18 protein-coding genes are annotated in these 17,093 nt (G+C 60.4%); 9 read left to right on the top strand and 9 right to left on the bottom strand.

Annotated elements, in window-relative coordinates:
• Positions 1–182 precede the first annotated feature (182 nt).
• From MRY17_RS06725 to MRY17_RS06715, 3 genes are read right to left on the bottom strand one after another with little or no spacing between them, the layout of a single operon-like run.
• Positions 183–800 (bottom strand): TPM domain-containing protein, encoded by a 618-nt coding sequence (locus tag MRY17_RS06725; protein WP_181285836.1) that lies wholly within the window; start codon positions 798–800, stop codon positions 183–185.
• Positions 801–831: 31 nt separating this feature from the next.
• Entirely contained in the window at positions 832–1,560 is a 729-nt protein-coding gene (locus MRY17_RS06720; protein WP_057723097.1) for a TPM domain-containing protein, read from the bottom strand.
• Positions 1,561–1,578: 18 nt separating this feature from the next.
• A complete protein-coding gene (locus tag MRY17_RS06715; RefSeq protein ID WP_057723098.1) occupies positions 1,579–2,190 on the bottom strand; it encodes a LemA family protein in 612 nt (203 codons plus the stop codon).
• Positions 2,191–2,428: 238 nt separating this feature from the next.
• Between MRY17_RS06715 and bglX the strand changes: the two genes are divergently transcribed.
• Positions 2,429–4,720: a beta-glucosidase BglX gene (gene bglX / locus MRY17_RS06710; RefSeq protein WP_191951473.1), complete on the top strand. Its 2,292-nt coding sequence runs from the start codon at positions 2,429–2,431 to the stop codon at positions 4,718–4,720.
• 131 nt (positions 4,721–4,851) lie between these two features.
• Here the strand turns inward: bglX and MRY17_RS06705 are convergent, their stop codons facing one another.
• Positions 4,852–6,009: a phospholipase D-like domain-containing protein gene (locus tag MRY17_RS06705; RefSeq protein ID WP_243353471.1), complete on the bottom strand. Its 1,158-nt coding sequence runs from the start codon at positions 6,007–6,009 to the stop codon at positions 4,852–4,854.
• A gap of 1 nt (position 6,010) precedes the next feature.
• The gene (locus MRY17_RS06700) at positions 6,011–6,592 is read right to left on the bottom strand and encodes a YceI family protein (RefSeq protein ID WP_243353470.1); all 582 of its coding nucleotides are present in this window, start codon (positions 6,590–6,592) and stop codon (positions 6,011–6,013) included.
• 282 nt (positions 6,593–6,874) lie between these two features.
• Between MRY17_RS06700 and MRY17_RS06695 the strand changes: the two genes are divergently transcribed.
• The 3 genes from MRY17_RS06695 to MRY17_RS06685 all read left to right on the top strand — a co-directional run bounded on the left by MRY17_RS06695 (position 6,875) and on the right by MRY17_RS06685 (position 9,181).
• Complete coding sequence (locus tag MRY17_RS06695; protein WP_243353469.1) at positions 6,875–7,168, top strand: DUF3077 domain-containing protein; 294 nt, start codon at positions 6,875–6,877, stop codon at positions 7,166–7,168.
• A 229-nt stretch (positions 7,169–7,397) separates the two neighbouring features.
• The gene (locus tag MRY17_RS06690) at positions 7,398–8,792 is read left to right on the top strand and encodes a PAAR domain-containing protein (RefSeq protein ID WP_243353468.1); all 1,395 of its coding nucleotides are present in this window, start codon (positions 7,398–7,400) and stop codon (positions 8,790–8,792) included.
• On the top strand, positions 8,789–9,181 hold the full coding sequence (locus MRY17_RS06685) for a hypothetical protein (RefSeq protein WP_243353467.1): 393 nt from the start codon (positions 8,789–8,791) through the stop codon (positions 9,179–9,181). The genes MRY17_RS06690 and MRY17_RS06685 overlap by 4 nt, the downstream gene beginning before the upstream one ends.
• A gap of 125 nt (positions 9,182–9,306) precedes the next feature.
• Here MRY17_RS06685 and MRY17_RS06680 read toward each other — a convergent pair whose 3' ends face one another.
• Both MRY17_RS06680 and MRY17_RS06675 read right to left on the bottom strand, forming a co-directional pair.
• Complete coding sequence (locus MRY17_RS06680; protein WP_243353466.1) at positions 9,307–9,621, bottom strand: amidase; 315 nt, start codon at positions 9,619–9,621, stop codon at positions 9,307–9,309.
• The gene (locus tag MRY17_RS06675; RefSeq protein ID WP_124422723.1) at positions 9,618–10,691 is read right to left on the bottom strand and encodes a serine hydrolase domain-containing protein; all 1,074 of its coding nucleotides are present in this window, start codon (positions 10,689–10,691) and stop codon (positions 9,618–9,620) included. The genes MRY17_RS06680 and MRY17_RS06675 overlap by 4 nt, the downstream gene beginning before the upstream one ends.
• Before the next feature lie 184 nt (positions 10,692–10,875).
• Between MRY17_RS06675 and olsB the strand changes: the two genes are divergently transcribed.
• Both olsB and MRY17_RS06665 read left to right on the top strand, forming a co-directional pair.
• Positions 10,876–11,631, top strand: a complete 756-nt coding sequence (gene olsB / locus MRY17_RS06670) for an L-ornithine N(alpha)-acyltransferase (RefSeq protein ID WP_057723105.1) — start codon at positions 10,876–10,878, stop codon at positions 11,629–11,631.
• Positions 11,631–12,422 (top strand): lysophospholipid acyltransferase family protein, encoded by a 792-nt coding sequence (locus MRY17_RS06665; protein ID WP_243353465.1) that lies wholly within the window; start codon positions 11,631–11,633, stop codon positions 12,420–12,422. The genes olsB and MRY17_RS06665 overlap by 1 nt, the downstream gene beginning before the upstream one ends.
• 50 nt (positions 12,423–12,472) lie before the next feature.
• Here the strand turns inward: MRY17_RS06665 and MRY17_RS06660 are convergent, their stop codons facing one another.
• Complete coding sequence (locus MRY17_RS06660; protein ID WP_124422721.1) at positions 12,473–13,057, bottom strand: ACP phosphodiesterase; 585 nt, start codon at positions 13,055–13,057, stop codon at positions 12,473–12,475.
• A gap of 155 nt (positions 13,058–13,212) precedes the next feature.
• On the opposite strand from MRY17_RS06660, the gene MRY17_RS06655 reads away from it, so the two are divergent.
• Both MRY17_RS06655 and MRY17_RS06650 read left to right on the top strand, forming a co-directional pair.
• The gene (locus MRY17_RS06655) at positions 13,213–13,533 is read left to right on the top strand and encodes an ArsR/SmtB family transcription factor (RefSeq protein ID WP_181284857.1); all 321 of its coding nucleotides are present in this window, start codon (positions 13,213–13,215) and stop codon (positions 13,531–13,533) included.
• A gap of 132 nt (positions 13,534–13,665) precedes the next feature.
• Positions 13,666–14,721, top strand: a complete 1,056-nt coding sequence (locus MRY17_RS06650; protein WP_124357410.1) for an alkene reductase — start codon at positions 13,666–13,668, stop codon at positions 14,719–14,721.
• A gap of 304 nt (positions 14,722–15,025) precedes the next feature.
• Here the strand turns inward: MRY17_RS06650 and MRY17_RS06645 are convergent, their stop codons facing one another.
• Complete coding sequence (locus MRY17_RS06645) at positions 15,026–15,658, bottom strand: TetR family transcriptional regulator (RefSeq protein ID WP_057723118.1); 633 nt, start codon at positions 15,656–15,658, stop codon at positions 15,026–15,028.
• A gap of 286 nt (positions 15,659–15,944) precedes the next feature.
• On the opposite strand from MRY17_RS06645, the gene MRY17_RS06640 reads away from it, so the two are divergent.
• Complete coding sequence (locus MRY17_RS06640) at positions 15,945–17,090, top strand: efflux RND transporter periplasmic adaptor subunit (RefSeq protein WP_057723119.1); 1,146 nt, start codon at positions 15,945–15,947, stop codon at positions 17,088–17,090.
• Positions 17,091–17,093 lie beyond the last annotated feature (3 nt).

Below are 17,093 nucleotides of genomic sequence, written 5' to 3'. Positions count from 1 at the left end.
AGGGGGGATAACCGACCAGGGCACGGAGTTATTTGACCAATGGTCAGTTCCAGCAGCCAAAGCAGATCCAAATGTGGGAGGGGGCTTGCCCCCGATGGCAGTCTGTCAGCTACAAATGTATTGGCTGATCCACTGCTATCGGGGGCAAGCCCCCTCCCACATTTGGAACTGTGTTGATCTGGTTATTCAAGTACGACCAGGCGATTGGGCAGCTCATTGCGTGTCTGCGTCACCGGCACATGCACCTTGAGCAATTCACCACACGCCTCGATGCAGGCAATGAACCCTGCCAGCGTTTGCCCCTGTTTCACCTGCTGGGTAAACGCCTGGACGATGGCGTCCCAACTGCTGTCATCCAGGCGATTGGAAATACCGTCATCGACGAGAATTTCCACATAACGCTCCGCCTCGCTGACAAAAATCAGCACCCCGGTGCTGCCCAGCGTGTGGTGCAGGTTCTGCTCGAGGAACTGGCGACGCGCCAGGTTCGAGGCGCGCCAATGGCGCACCGAGCGGGGGATCAAACGGGTGGTGACCTTGGGCAAGCGAAACACCAGGCACAGCACAATGAAAGTCGCCCACTGCGCCAGCAACAAGGTGTACATGGTCAGGTAGCCCGACAAGTAATGCACCACACCGGGCACCACCAACGCGATCAGGCTGGCCCACAGCAACGGGATGTAGGCGTAGTCATCGGCACGCGCCGCCAGCACCGTGACCAGTTCGGCGTCGGTCTGTTGCTCGACCCGGGCGATTGCCTCGGCCACTTGGCGCTGCTCGTGTTCAGTCAGTAATGCCATGGTTGTAGATGCTCTATTTTCGTTATTGTCATTACCAGCCGCCCGACGCCCCGCCACCACCAAAGCCCCCGCCGCCGCCGCGGAAACCACCGCCACCGCCGCCCCCACCGCCGCCGCGTCCACTGCTGCTGAGGATCGCCAGCAAGATGGCGCCCACCGGCAGGCCCATGCGGTTGCACAGCCACAACACGCCGATCAGCAGGACGAACAAACCGATGGAAAACCCGGGATTGTCCTTGGCGAAATTCGCCTCCGCCACATGGGCCGGCACCGCCAGCGGTTCACCGCCGACCACCTGGATCATCGCCGCGACACCGTCGCTGATCCCCTGGCTGAAATTGCCGGCCTTGAACTTGGGCGCGATCACCTGATTGATGATCACCCAGGACTGCGCATCCGTCAGCACGCCTTCCAGGCCGTAGCCGACTTCGATGCGCAACTTTCGCTCGTCGCGGGCAACCAGCAACAGCGCGCCGTTGTCCTTGCCCTTCTGGCCGATGCCCCACGCGCGGCCCAACTGATAACCGTAGTCCTCAATCGGCACGCCCTGCAGGTCGGGCACGGTGACCACCACAATCTGGTCACCGGAGGTCTGCTCCAGCGCCTGCAATTGCTGGGTCAGCTGCTCGCGCACCGCAGGGTCGATCATCTGGGCGTTGTCCACCACCCGCCCGGTCAAGGCCGGGAAGGTCAGGGCCGCCTGGGCCATGCCCACGCAACCCAGCAGCCACAGCGCCAGGCCTATCCGTAATAAACGCATCGACACCTCAAGGCAGCGTTATTTGAACTTCACCTGCGGTGCCTTATCGGCATCGGCACTGGTGGCTTCAAATGTGGCGCGGATCGGCAAGTCGCTGTACATCACGCTGTGCCACAGGCGGCCCGGGAACGTGCGGATCTCGGTGTTGTAGTTCTGCACGGCCTGGATAAAGTCGCGACGGGCCACGGCGATACGGTTTTCCGTGCCCTCAAGTTGCGATTGCAGGGCCAGGAAGTTCTGGTTGGCCTTCAGGTCCGGATAGCGCTCGGACACCACCATCAAACGGCTGAGTGCACCGCTCAGGCCGTCCTGGGCCTGCTGGAACTGCTTGAGCTTTTCCGGGTTGTCGAGGGTGCTCGCATCCACCTGGATCGAGGTGGCCTTGGCCCGCGCTTCAATCACCGCAGTGAGGGTGTCCTGCTCGTGAGCGGCGTAACCCTTGACCACCTCCACCAGGTTGGGAATCAGGTCGGCACGGCGTTGGTACTGGTTCTGCACCTGGCCCCAGGCCGCCTTGGCCTGTTCGTCCAGGGTCGGGATGTTGTTGATGCCGCAACCGCTCAGCACGCTGCTGATCAATAACAGCGCCGCGGCTTTCAAGCCCCAGCGGTAACCTTGTGCTGCTTGCATGGTGTTTCTCCTGCCCAATCTGGATGGAATGTGATGACTAACCCTATAAACCACGCGCTTGGGGCATAATCCGCCACCACTGGAATGCTTCGAGCCAATCAGCTACAAAGATGCCCAGCGCGAAAAAGAGTTCAGAGTGTGCTGCATTTATCTGAACAACACCCGAACAACAATAGATGCTCCCCACATTTTGGCCGATCAGCCTGACCGCTGTGCAGTGAGCCGAAAAAGGATATTCATGAAGAAGCTGTGTTTGCTCGGCCTTGTTGCCACTCTGGCCAGCCACCCCGTATGGGCAGAAACAAAGCCTGCTGCGCTTAAAGACAAGGACGCCTTCGTCAGCGACCTGCTCAAGCAGATGACCCTCGATGAAAAGATCGGCCAGTTGCGCCTGATCAGCATCGGCCCGGAAATGCCCCGCGAGCTGATCCGCAAGGAAATCGCCGCCGGCCGCATCGGCGGCACCTTCAACTCCATCACCCGTCCGGAAAACCGCCCGATGCAGGACGCGGCCATGCGCAGCCGCTTGAAGATCCCGATGTTCTTCGCCTACGACGTGATCCACGGCCATCGCACGATTTTCCCGATCAGCCTGGCCCTGGCCTCGAGCTGGGACATGGACGCCATCGGCCGCTCCGGGCGCATCGCCGCCCAGGAAGCCGCCGCCGACAGCCTCGACATCACTTTCGCGCCGATGGTCGACATCTCCCGCGACCCGCGCTGGGGCCGCACCTCTGAAGGCTTCGGCGAAGACACCTACCTGGTGTCGCGCATTGCCGAAGTGATGGTCAAGGCCTTCCAGGGCGCCAGCGCCGCGAATGCCGACAGCATCATGGCCAGCGTCAAGCACTTCGCTCTGTACGGCGCGGTGGAAGGCGGCCGCGACTACAACGTGGTCGACATGAGCCCAGTCAAGATGTACCAGGATTACCTGCCGCCCTACCATGCGGCGATCAAGGCCGGTTCCGGCGGCGTGATGGTGGCGCTCAACTCGATCAATGGCGTGCCCGCCACCGCCAACACCTGGCTGATGAACGACCTGCTGCGCAAGGACTGGGGCTTCAAGGGCCTGGCCGTGAGCGACCACGGCGCGATCTTCGAACTGATCAAGCACGGCGTGGCCAAGGACGGGCGTGAAGCCGCCAAGCTGGCGATCAAGGCCGGCATCGACATGAGCATGAACGACACGTTGTACGGCAAGGAACTGCCGGGGCTGCTCAAGTCCGGCGAGATCGAGCAGAGCGACATCGACAACGCCGTGCGCGAAGTGCTCGGCGCCAAGTACGACATGGGCCTGTTCAAGGACCCGTACCTGCGCATCGGCAAGGCCGAGGACGACCCGGCCGACACCTATGCCGACAGCCGCCTGCACCGCGCCGATGCCCGCGACATCGCGCGCCGCAGCCTGGTGTTGCTGAAGAACCACAACGACACCCTGCCGCTGAAAAAATCCGCGACCATCGCGCTGGTCGGCCCGCTGGCCAAGGCCCCGATCGACATGATGGGCAGTTGGGCCGCAGCCGGTAAGCCGGAACAGTCGGTGACCCTGCTTGACGGCATGAACGCCGTGATCGGCGAAAAGGGCAAAGTGATCTATGCTCGCGGCGCCAACATCACCGGCGACAAGGCGGTGCTCGACTACCTCAACTTCCTCAACTTTGATGCCCCGGAAGTGGTGGATGACCCGCGCCCCGCCCAAGTGTTGATTGATGAAGCGGTAAAGGCTGCAAAGAATGCTGACGTGATTGTCGCGGCCGTGGGCGAGTCCCGTGGCATGTCCCACGAGTCGTCGAGCCGCACCGACCTGAACATCCCGCAAAGCCAGCGCGACCTGATCAAGGCGCTCAAGGCGACCGGCAAGCCGTTGGTGCTGGTGCTGATGAACGGCCGGCCGCTGTCGATTCTCGAAGAGAACCAACAGGCTGACGCGATCCTGGAAACCTGGTTCTCCGGGACCGAAGGCGGCAACGCCATCGCCGACGTGCTGTTCGGTGACTACAACCCGTCGGGCAAGTTGCCAATCACCTTCCCACGCTCCGTGGGACAGATTCCCACCTACTATAACCACCTGAGCATCGGCCGGCCGTTCACGCCGGGCAAGCCGGGCAACTACACCTCGCAGTACTTCGATGACACCACAGGTCCCCTGTTTCCGTTTGGCTATGGCCTGAGCTACACCACGTTCGGCCTGTCGGACATGGCGCTGTCGTCCACTACCTTGAACAAGACCGGCAAGCTCGACGCCAGCGTCACCGTGAAGAACACCGGCAAGGTCGATGGCGAAACCGTGGTGCAGTTGTATATCCAGGACGTGGCCGGCTCGATGATCCGCCCGGTGAAAGAGCTGAAGAACTTCCAGAAAGTCATGCTCAAGGCCGGTGAAGAACGCACCTTGCACTTCACCATCACTGAGGAAGACTTGAAGTTCTATAACGCCCAGCTCAAGTTCGCCGCAGAGCCGGGTGAGTTCAATGTGCAGATCGGGCTGGACTCCCAGGATGTGCAGCAGCAGAGCTTCGAGCTACTTTGATCTAAAGCTGTATGTAGGAGCGAGCTTGCTCGCGAAAAACTCACAAACGCCGCGTTCATTCAGAAAGCCCGCGTTATCGTTGACGTTTTTCGCGAGCAAGCTCGCTCCTACATTTGATTGAGGTGATTCGACTAGCCGCGCCGGTCGAGAAGGTTCACCACCAACCGATCAATCCACCCCCACACCCGCTGCTTCACCCGCCGCCACAACGGCCGCGCCTTCCACGCCTCCAGGCTGACCGCCTGGCTTTGCGCAAAATCGCGCTCGAAACTGCCCGCCACCGCCTGCGTCAACTCAGGGTCCAGCGCTTCCAGGTTGGCTTCCAGATTGAAGCGCAGATTCCAGTGGTCGAAATTGCACGAACCAATACTGACCCAGTCATCCACCAGCACCATCTTCAGGTGCAAAAAGCACGGCTGGTATTCAAAGATCTGCACGCCTGAACGCAGCAGACGCGGGTAATAACGGTGCCCGGCATAGCGCACCGACGGGTGATCGGTACGCGGGCCGGTGAGCAGCAAACGCACATCCACACCGCGTCCGGCCGCACGGCGCAAGGCGCGGCGCACGCTCCAGGTCGGAAGAAAGTACGGCGTCGCCAGCCAGATACGCCCTTTGCTGCTGTTCAAGGCGCGAATCAACGACTGCAGGATATCGCGATGCTGACGGGCATCGGCATACGCCACACGACCAAGCCCCGGCCCGGTGGCAGGCACCTTGGGCAAGCGCGGCAAACCGAAATGGGTCGCCGGTTTCCATTCACGGCGCGCCGCATTGGCGTGCCACTGGCGGTCGAACAAGGCCTGCCAGTCCAGCACCAGCGGGCCGCTGATCTGCACCATCACTTCATGCCAGTCAGCCGTGTCGTGTCCAGGCGTCCAGAATTCATCGGTAACGCCGGTCCCGCCGATCACCGCGATATCCTGGTCGATCAGCAGCAGCTTGCGGTGGTCGCGGTACAGGTTGCGCATCCAGCGCCGCCAGCTCAGGCGATTGTAGAAGCGCAGCTCCACGCCCGCATCCGTCAAACGCTTGCGCAGCCCAAGGGTGAATGCCAGGCTGCCGTAATCATCGAACAGGCAGCGCACCTGCACCCCGCGCTCAGCCGCGAGCACCAGCGCCTGCACCATCGCTTCGGCACAGGCCCCGGCTTCCACCAGGTACAGTTCCAGATCCACTTGCCGCTCGGCGCGGGCGATGCCCACGAGCATCTGCGGGAAAAAATTCGGTCCGTCGATCAACAGCTCGAAACGGTTGGCGCTGCGCCAGGGAAACACCGCGCCGCCCATGTCAGCGCGCCGTGAAGATCAGCACCGCACCCACCGGCACCGACAAACTGATCGACTTCAACCCCGCCGCCTTGCGCAACGCGGCCACACCGGGCTGCAGCTCGAAATCTTCGGCGCGCACCACCACCGGCTCCAGGGTCACGACCTGAAAGCGCCGGTCATCCAGACGCGTGGCCAGCAGCTCGGCGTTGTAGGTGTGGGTCTTGCCATGCAACGTGATGCTCAGCGGCAGGCGCAACTCCAATTGCGCGCCGGACGCCAAGTCATTGATCGGCTGCAGGTTGATCTGGGTGCTGATCAACGCTTCGGGAAACTGCTTGATCTCGAACAGCTGCTTACGCATACGCTCGTCACGCAGCGGGATACCACTGTTGATCGACTCCAGCTCCACCTGCACCTGGGCCGCACCCTGGCCGTCGACCTTGCCGTGCAGCACCAGGAAGCGGTGCACTTCTGCAATCTCGGTGTTTTTGGTGGTAACAAAGGACAGGCGTGAGGATTCGTTATCCAGGTACCAGTCGGCGTGGGCAGGCACGGTGGCACAGGTCAGCAACGCGAAGGCCAGCGGTTTGACATTGAACATAAAGACTCATGGGGCAAAAAACCTGGGCGAACCTTAAGCGCAATCTCATAAACGGCGCAAATCCAATGTGGGAGGGGGCTTGCCCCCGATGACGGAGTGTCAGCCAAACATTCGTAGCTGACCCACCGTTACCCGAGCATCCCCCTCGCCACAACAGCCATCTGCCACCGGTTGCGAGGCCGCGTGCATAGCGTTAATCTCCCCACCGTCGCTGCTCATCAGCGACCGGGCGTGGAATCCCGAGAAAGAAGCTCTTTTTGGTTGTACCAAAGGAGCAAGCTTATGCCGTACGAAATACCCTCAGCCGAAACCATCGGCGCCGCCACCTTCGCAGACTGCGGAGAAAACAAAAGCCACATCAAACTGTTCCGCGTCAACGCCGGGGTTCCGCTCGTGGAAGCCCTCGAACACGCCTCCCACGTGCTCTACTACGCCAAAATGCTCTCCCTTGAAGCCGCCATGGACCCAAGGGCCGAGAGGTTTGCATTCGCCTCGCATTACCTGGGCGAAATGGGCAAAGCCATCATTGATGACCTGCTGCTCGCGATGCAGCCCGGTAGTCAAACTCCGCAGTAGGTAGTACACGCCCGGTGCACTGCATCGGGCGCCGCTGATGCATCAGATTTTTACGACGAAAACCTCGGAACCGTCTGACTTTACCCTAAGTAAATCCCTCTCCAAAGTTTGGCTTGCCACTGACTTTCTCCTGCTCGTTTACCTCGATTGAAATGCGTCATGCGTCAGTTTTCTTATCGAGACGAGAAGGAAAGTACGGGTCAAAACTTCATGGACAAAGGGAAAAACAATGAGCGTAGGTTATTTCATTGGCCTGGGTGACAAGACCACCTGCGGCGGGCAAGTGCTGGACGGGGATGGAAGAGTCAACATAAATGGCCTTCTCCATGCGTGCGAAGGTGACCGAGTCACCTGTGGCAAGGACGGACAGACTTATAAGATCGTCGGTGGCGTTTCCCACATAAACAGCCATGGTCGGCTGATGGCCGGTACGTTGGATAGTTACAGCGACTGTCCCTGTAAAGCCGAGCTGGTGCCGTCGGTGTTTTCAGCCAAGTACCACAACACAGGTGGCTCGGTTGTGAGGGCCAACAGGCAAGCCGCCGAGCCGGTCCGGCCAACGGCTTTTCAAAACGCTTACGCCCCGGCAAACCAGTCGGCGCCGCCCGTATTTAACAGCCTCTCGAGCCAGGAGCCAGGTTTTTACATCGTACCCAAAAGCGTGACTCGCGAAGCGTTGGAAGCCACGCTGTTTCCAATTCGTGATCCGGCTGTGATGCGCAGGTTTCAATCATTGAATCCCAATACAAGCCATGTCAAAGCCGGATCGATGATCGTGCTCAGCGATCCGAACAACACCTCCTGCACCTATCAGGAAGCGCAACTGATGCAGGCGGCACAACAAGTCAGCGCATCGCTGGATTCGCTGACGCCGGACGAGGCGGATTTTCTGTATCGCCACGGTGCCGAAATCGCCGGTTTCATCGGCCACACCTCAACCTGGCTTGGCGTCAGTGCGGTGGTGATGGAAAAACACCTGACCAGTCTGCGCGACACCCTTCAAGCCATCGAGCGTCTGCATCAACAAAATTATCGCCAGCACGGTCATCTTCAATCGCCGCAGTTCTTCACGGACCGCCAACGTCTAATGAACCAATTGGATGCCCATCTGCTGAACTCAACGCGCTTACGTGGCCAAACCACCCTGGGCGATCATCCCAAGTTGAAAACGGCCTTGGGTATATCCAGTCGCAGTTTGGTGCATCACTGGGACAAAGCGGGTGGGCCTGGGCAGATTCCGGGTTACTCGGCGCATGTGGAAGCGACCAGCCGCGCTACCCGATACATGAAGGGGGGCGGTTACATCGGGATTGGCCTTGGCGGTGTATCTTCCTCGTTGGCGATACAGCAGGTTTGCAATAACGATTCCGGGGCGGCTTGCGAAAAAATCAAGTTCACAGAGAGTGGAAAGTTCGCCGGCTCGGTTGGCGGCGGTGCATTTGGCGGATGGGCAGGTGGTGTTGCTGGTAGTACGGTTTGCCTAGGGCTGGGTGTTACGACAGGTATAGGGGGCGTTATCTGTGTGGCGGCTTTGGTTGGGACGGGCGCTTGGGTGGGTACGACTATCGGTGGTAAAGGTGGCGAAATGGGCGGAGAGATTCTCTATGAGAAAAGTTTGCCATGACGACAGAAGAGTTTTGGAAATCCTGGCTGGCGTTCTGGATTGTGGCTGGCGGCCCGCTCTTGCTTGGATTTACTGGCCTCGCATTCAGCCTGTACCTCACCCACCGTCACTTGGACACCATAAAGGAGGCTTTGAAAAACAGCCGTTATATCTACCTTTGGGGAGACAGCCTCGGGAAACGAGGTTTGATTTGGTCTCTTTTGGAAATGTCAAAAATCGCTGGAATGATCTTGTTGCCAAAATCCCACATTCGCTTAGGCGACTTGGACCCCGTCGACTTTAAAAACTTTCCACCCTATCTGAAACGGTATCTCACCATCGTTACGACGATGATCTTTACAGCCCTGATTTGGATGGCAGCTGTAGCCATTGCTTTGGAGTTCAGGTAGTTCAACCGGGCCTCACCCGAGGCCCGACATCAGCAAAGAATCAGGCGCAATGCCAGCCAATACGTAAGTTGACTGGCCCACGGCCTTCGCGAGCAAGCCCGCTCCCGCAGGGGTAACGTGGGGTGTCAAGGAATCAGGCGACACCCCTGCCTCTCCCCCATCCACCTCGCCGTGTGCGTACGCCCCAACCCACTCGCCGTCACTTCACTGCGTTCCGGCGTGTCGGTGAACGCACTGGTCGGCACGTACTGTTTCACATACCCCAGGCAATACTGCGCCGGATTGTTCTGCACATACCGGCACGAGCAATACTCCTTGGCCGTGTACGCCGCGATGATGTCAGGGAAGGCTTGCAGGTTGACGCGCTCGTGCCAGATCCACCCCAACAAGGCGAGCAACAGCAGCACAAACAAGCTGGTAAACGGGCGACGGCGAATCATGACCGCACCGCCGCCAGCACGCGCTTGAGCAGTTCGTTATGCCGATAGCTGCCGTCGCGGTCATCGCCGTAGCGCACGATCACCAGGTGTTCGTCGGGCAGCACAAACAGTGCCTGGCCCCAGTGCCCCAGTGCGGCGAAGGTGTCGGCGGGTGCGTCGGGCCAGGGTTGTGGCACGCCCTTGTTGAGCCACCATTGGCCGCCAGGCACAGCTTCATCCTGGCCCGCTTTGTAGTTGTCGAATGGCTGCCGATTGAAGGCCACCCACTCTTTGGGCAACAACTGTTGTTCACCCCAGCGCCCATCCCGCGCCATCAGCAAGCCGACCCGCGCCAGATCGCGCGCGGTGAGGTAGGTGTAGGAGGAAGCGACGAAGGTTTCGTCGGCATCGGTTTCCCATGTCGCGTTGCGAATGCCCAACGGCTTGAACAGCGCATCCCACGGGTAGCTCATATAGGCCTTGTGGCCGAGCATGCCTTTGAGCGCAGCGGACAAAATGTTGCTGTCGCCGCTGGAATAACGGAACGCCTGGCCGGGTTCGGCGGCGGCTTCGGTATCAGCGGCAAATTGCGCCATATCGCCACGCCCACGGGTGTAGAGCATCGCCACGACAGAAGACTTCAACGGCGCGTATTCATAGTCCTCCTGCCAATCCAGACCCGAGGCCCAGTGCAGCAAGTCGGCCATGCTCACCTTGGGGTGCTGTTTCATCGGCGGATAGAAGCGCCCGACGGCGTCGGTGAGTTTGAAACGGCCTTCACCGTAGGCCACACCGAGCACCGTGGCCATCAGGCTTTTGCTCACCGACCAAGTCAGGTGCGGCGTGCTGGCGGTCGTCGGCGCAGCGTAGTGTTCATAGATGATTTCGCCATCGCGAATCACCAGCAGCGCGTCGGTACGGATGCCTTGGCGGGTGGCGTCGTCACGGGCTGGGAAAGCATAGGCGTTCAGGGCATCGACAGCGGGGCCCTGGAGTGGCTTGCCGGTGGTCCATTCTTTTTCGGGCCAGGTTTCAGCGCGAGCGGTAACGCTGACTAACAGCACAACAACACACAACAGGCCTCGGACCATGGGCACACACTCAAGGGGGCATTCAAGCCCGCGAGCCTAGCGCAGGCCCATGACAGATTTGCGACATGAGGCTTGTCACCCAACCGTCACCGTAACTTCATGGAGATGACACCGAGGCTACATAGCCTGACTTTGGACAACAAAGTCGACCGGCCGCAACCTGGCCGGCACTCGGAGACTCGCTATGACTCAGATCGCCCGCATCAGCGACAAAGGCAATGAACGCCGCCTGCAAGCCGAACGCCTGATCGGCGCACAGGCCTTGCAGGAAGCTCAGGCCCTGCGGTTCAACGTGTTCAGCGGCGAGTTCAACGCCAAGCTGAAAGGCGCGGAACTGGGCCTGGACATGGATGACTATGATGTTCACTGCAGCCACATCGGCGTGCGGGATTTGAACAGCGGTCGACTCGTCGCCACCACCCGTTTGCTCGACCACCAGGCCGCCAGCACCCTGGGCCGGTTCTACAGCGAAGAAGAATTCAGCCTGCATGGCTTGCTGCACTTGCAGGGCCCGATCCTGGAAATCGGCCGCACCTGCGTCGACCCGGCCTACCGCAACGGCGGCACCATCGCGGTGTTGTGGGGTGAGTTGGCCGAGGTGCTCAACCAGGGCGGCTACAGCTACCTGATGGGCTGCGCGAGCATCCCGATGCACGACGGCGGCATCCAGGCCCACGCGATCATGCAGCGCTTGCGCGAACGCTACCTGTGCAACGAGCACCTGCGCGCCGAACCGAAAAAACCGCTGCCGGCCCTGGACCTGCCCTCCAACGTCATCGCCGAAATGCCGCCGCTGCTCAAGGCCTATATGCGCCTGGGGGCGAAAATCTGCGGCGAACCGTGCTGGGACGAAGACTTCCAGGTGGCCGACGTGTTCATCCTGCTCAAGCGCGATCAGCTGTGCCCGCGCTATGCGCGCCACTTCAAGGCGGCGATGTAATGGACCGCCTGCGCGTGTACGGGCGCATCGCCCGGGTGCTGGTGGTGGTGGCGCTGGGCTTGAGCATGGCCAGTGTGTTTGGCCTGTTCGAGCGCCTGGGGGTGGCCAACTCGATGGTGCGGCGCCAGCGTTGGTCGCGATTCTTCATGGCACGGCTGACCAATGCCCTGCCCTTTCGCGTGACGGTGCACGGCGAGGTGCCGCAAACGCCGATGTTGTGGGTGAGCAATCATGTGTCCTGGACGGATATTCCGTTGCTGGGCGCAGTGGCACCGATGTCGTTTTTGTCCAAGGCCGAAGTGCGCACCTGGCCGGTGGCCGGCTGGTTGGCGGCCAAGGCCGGCAGCCTGTTCATTCGTCGCGGCGCGGGTGACAGCCAGCTGATCCGCAAGCAGATGACCCGTCATCTGGAACAACAGCACCCGCTGCTGATGTTCCCCGAAGGCACCACCACCGACGGGCGCAGCCTGCGCACCTTTCACGGACGCTTGCTGGCCAGTGCGATCGATGCGGATGTGTCGCTGCAACCGGTGGCGATCCGTTATTTGCGCGACGGCCAGGTGGACTCACTGGCGCCGTTCATTGGCGATGACGATTTGCTGTCGCACTTGATGCGGCTGTTTGGCAATGACCAGGGCGATGTGCAGATTCATCTGCTCAAGCCGATAGCCTGCGCCGGGCAGGAACGCGCGGCGCTGGCCTACCAGGCGCAGCAGGCGGTGCAGAAGGCGTTGTTCGGGCCTTTGCCGGAAGCTGAGCCAGTGGCTGCTCGACCAGCGTTCGCCGCCTGAACTCTGTGAACACACTCCAAATGTGGGAGGGGGCTTGCCCCCTCCCACATTTAGATCTCAGTGGTCAGTTGGATATGTGCAAAGCTCTGTAATTGGGGGTAGAAAACCCGGAAATCCTCACTCAAAGGCTCGTAAAGCTCGCGCAACTCACGCATCGCAAATCCCAGCGCTTCAGAGTCCGTCAACCGCCGCGAAATCCCGCGCAACACCGGCTCCATCACCGCAAACTCGCGGTACGAGCCTAGCCAATCATCCGCCGCCATATACGGCGCAATCTGCGCCAGCCGGCCCGGCAACGCGGGCTCTGCGGCGAGCACGCGGTACACCTGCGCGGTGAAGCGCTCCAGCGGCTGGTCGGCATACAGCGCCCAATCCCGCGCCAGGCAATGATCGAAAAACACGTCGAGCACAATCCCGGCATAGCGCCTGCGGGTCAGGCTGAAGCGCGACAACGCTGCCCCTACCAAGGGGTGGCTGTCGGTGAACCGGTCAATGGAGCGATGCAACTGGATCGCCGCTTCGATTTGCGGGCTGAACTGGCCCTGCAGGCGGCCTTTGACGAAGTCGCCATAAAGGCTGCCCAGCAATTGCGCAGGAAGTTGGCCGCCCAGGTGCAGATGTGCGAGATAATTCATGGCGCGCAGTCTACCACCGCCGCCCACATATCGTTATAACCCGATATACCGATTCACACTGATATCAGATCAAAATCATATTGGTATATCGGGATGCGACGATTTAAAGTTCGCCTCATCGCGATATAACGTTTTACGACACCGAGCATCCTGCCATGTCCATCGACCTCGACGAACTAATAAAAGCCCTGGCGCACCCGGTACGACGAGACATCCTCACCTGGCTGAAAGACCCGAAAGTGCAGTTCCCCGAGCAACTGCACAACCACGAATACGGCATTTGCGCCGGGCAGATCGACCAGCGCTGCGGCTTGTCCCAGTCGACCGTGTCGGCCCACTTGGCCACGTTGCAACGGGCGGGCCTGATCACCAGCCAGAAAGCCGGACAGTGGCACTTTTTCAGACGCAACGAAGAAACGATCCAAGCCTTCCTCGCAGCGCTCATCACCGAACTCAGCGCTACTGAGCTGCAATAAGGAGCCGCAAATCCCGCTCTCATTGCTCATGATGCTTGCACTGCTGGTGACCCTGATTACTTTCCGCCAGAACGGCAATGCCGACCTGGCCCCCGCGACCAACTGATCAACTTGAAGAGGAAGGTGCTTTCCATGACGACTATTTTCGATCCGATAAAACTGGGCGACCTCGAACTGTCGAACCGCATCATCATGGCGCCGCTGACCCGCTGCCGTGCCGATGAAGGCCGCGTGCCCAACGCACTGATGGCCGAGTATTACGTGCAGCGCGCATCCGCCGGGCTGATCCTCAGCGAAGCCACTTCCGTAACGCCGATGGGTGTGGGTTACCCGGACACGCCGGGCATCTGGTCCAACGACCAGGTGCGCGGCTGGGCCAACATCACCAAGGCTGTGCACGGCGCAGGCGGCAAGATCTTCCTGCAACTGTGGCACGTCGGCCGCATCTCCCATGAGTCGTACCTCAATGGCGAAACCCCGGTGGCGCCGAGCGCGATCCAGGCCAAAGGCCACGTCAGCCTGGTGCGCCCGCTGGCCGACTACCCTACCCCGCGCGCCCTGGAAACCGCTGAAATCGCCGACATCGTCGACGCTTACCGCACCGGCGCCGAAAACGCCAAGGCCGCCGGTTTCGACGGCGTGGAAATCCACGGCGCCAACGGCTACCTGCTCGACCAGTTCCTGCAAAGCAGCACCAACCAGCGCACCGACCAGTACGGCGGCTCCCTGGAGAACCGTGCGCGCCTGTTGCTGGAAGTGACCGACGCCGCTATCGAAGTCTGGGGCGCCGGCCGCGTGGGCGTACACCTGGCACCGCGTGCCGACGCCCACGACATGGGCGACGACAACCTGGCGGAAACCTTCACCTACGTCGCCAGCGAACTGGGCAAACGTGGTATCGCCTTCATCTGCTCCCGGGAAAAAGAAGGCGCGGACAGCCTCGGCCCACAGCTGAAAAAAGCCTTCGGCGGCGTGTACATCGCCAACGAACGCTTCACCAAGGACAGCGCCAACGCCTGGCTGGCCGCCGGCAAGGCCGACGCCGTGGCCTTCGGCATACCGTTCATTGCCAACCCGGACCTGCCGGCGCGCCTGAAGGCCGATGCGCCGTTGAACGAGCCGCACCCGGAAACCTTCTATGGCAAAGGCCCGGTCGGCTATATCGACTACCCAACCCTGCCGATCTAATTAACTGAAACACAAACCAATGTGGGAGGGGGCTTGCCCCCGATAGCAGTGGTTCAGTCAACCCATCAGTGACTGACACACCGCCATCGGGAGCAAGCCCCCTCCCACATTTTTGACCGCATGTTTCGTCTTGGAAACATCACTTCACAGAACCGCAACAATATCGCTACAAAATACTTAGGCGGCTACCTATCAACCGCCCGCCAGCCCGTATATAAAGTCACCCCACAAATCAGGCAGAAGGACGATTGACCGTCCTTGGGCTTTACTGTTGACACAACTGGTCGCAATTACGCATTTTGTCTCAATTGCGCAGGCTGGGGCTCAGGCGCAGCATGTCCAGCCCTGCGTCCACCCAGCGCTCGGCGTCCTGATGCAATTGAAAGCTGTCAGGCACCAGCAGCCACTGGCCGATGAGGCCGTGGATATAGGCATGAATGCACACCGCAGCACGGTTGGTATCAAGACTTTCGGGTAATTGACCGCGATGCACCGCGTTACGCAACGTCAGGCCGATGCGCAGGTTGCACTCCAGGCTATGGGCCTGGCGCTGGCGGCGCATGTCACACATTTCATCGGTGAACTCGCACTTATGAAACAGGATTTCGTTGATGCGCCGGGTTTTCGGGTCCAGGGCCACTTGATGATAGAGATGAATCAGCAGCTTGCGCATGCACCCCAACGGGTCGACTTCATCCTCGCTTTCACTCGCCCGGGCCAACTCGTCCAGGGGTTCGTGCAGCGTGTCGAGCAGGGCCTGCAGCAAATCGGACTTGTTACTGAAGTGCCAGTAGATGGCACCGCGCGTCACGCCGGCCAGGGCGGCGATGTCCGCCAGCGTGGTCCGTGCAACGCCACGTTCATAAAAGGCTTGCTCGGCGGCTTGGAGGATCTGGCTGCGGGTTTCCTGAGCTTCCTCTTTGGTGCGACGAACCATGGCAGTAAAACCTCAATCAGAACACTGGGGACTATCGTTAACGCAACGTTAATAGACGTGAACGATCATCTGAATAATTGTGGGACGACACCGTCATGGGCGCCGAACGTACTAAAATCGAGGCTTTGGGCATTGCTTTGTCAACATTGCGCCGAGCCTGTCAAGAGTTTACAAACAACCATGAACGTAAGTATATTGCGTAGCAAGCTACTTATCCACTCACGGCTTGTTTTTTACCCTTCCACACTTCTTGTGCGCACTCTGCGCGCCTGACCCGAGGATCTTCATGCAACTTAAGCCAGCTGTTACCGCTCTGGTCACTGCCGTCGCCCTGGCATCGCTGCTCAGCGGATGTAAAAAGGAAGAAGCGGCTCCGCCCGCTCAAACCCCTCAGGTCGGCGTGGTCACTATTCAACCGCAAGCCTTCACCCTGACCACCGAGCTGCCGGGCCGCACCACGGCCTACCGCATTGCCGAAGTGCGTCCTCAGGTGAACGGCATCATTCTCAAGCGCCTGTTCAAGGAAGGCGCGGACGTGAAGGAAGGGCAGCAGCTCTACCAGATCGATCCGTCGGTGTATGAAGCCACGCTCAAGAGCGCCCAGGCCAAGCTGACGCAGACCAAGTCGATCACCGATCGCTACAAGCAACTGGTCGATGAGCAAGCTGTCAGCCGCCAGGAATACGACACCGCCGTCGCCGACCGCATGACCGCCGAAGCCGACCTGCAGAGCGCGCAGATCAATGTGCGCTACACCAAGGTGTTCGCCCCGATCTCCGGGCGTATCGGCCGTTCCGCGGTCACCGAAGGCGCGCTGGTCAACAACGGCCAGACCGATGCCATGGCCGTGATCCAGCAACTGGACCCGATCTACGTCGACGTCACCCAGTCCTCGGCCGAAATGCTGAAACTGCGTCGCGACCTGGAAAGCGGCCAGTTGCAGAAAGCCGGTGACAACGCCGCCATGGTCAAGCTGACCCTGGAAGACGGCAGCGACTACGGCCAGCAAGGCAAACTGGAATTCTCCGAAGTGTCGGTCGACCAGACCACCGGTTCCGTGACCCTGCGCGCTGTGTTCCCCAACCCTGACCATGTGCTGCTGCCGGGGATGTTCGTACACGCCCAGTTGCAAGCCGGTGTGAACAGCAAGGCCATTCTCGCGCCGCAACAGGGCGTGACCCGTGACCTCAAGGGCACCCCGACGGCCCTGATCGTCAATGCCGACAACAAGGTCGAGCAGCGTGAACTGGTGGCCAACCGTACCGCCGGCGCCTACTGGCTGGTGGAGAAAGGCCTCAACGCGGGTGATCGCGTCATCACCGAAGGTTTGCAGTACGTCAAGCCGGGCGCCGAGGTGAAGGTCACTGAAGCGGGCAACGCCAAGCCCGCCGGTTCCGCCGCTCCTGCTGCCGCTGCCGGCAAAGGGGAGTAATCC

This window comes from Pseudomonas orientalis, assembly GCF_022807995.1.
Classification (GTDB): Bacteria; Pseudomonadota; Gammaproteobacteria; order Pseudomonadales; family Pseudomonadaceae; genus Aquipseudomonas; species Aquipseudomonas orientalis_B.
Note: the sequence above shows the minus strand (reverse complement) of the source record. Positions and strands in the feature narration are given on the sequence as shown.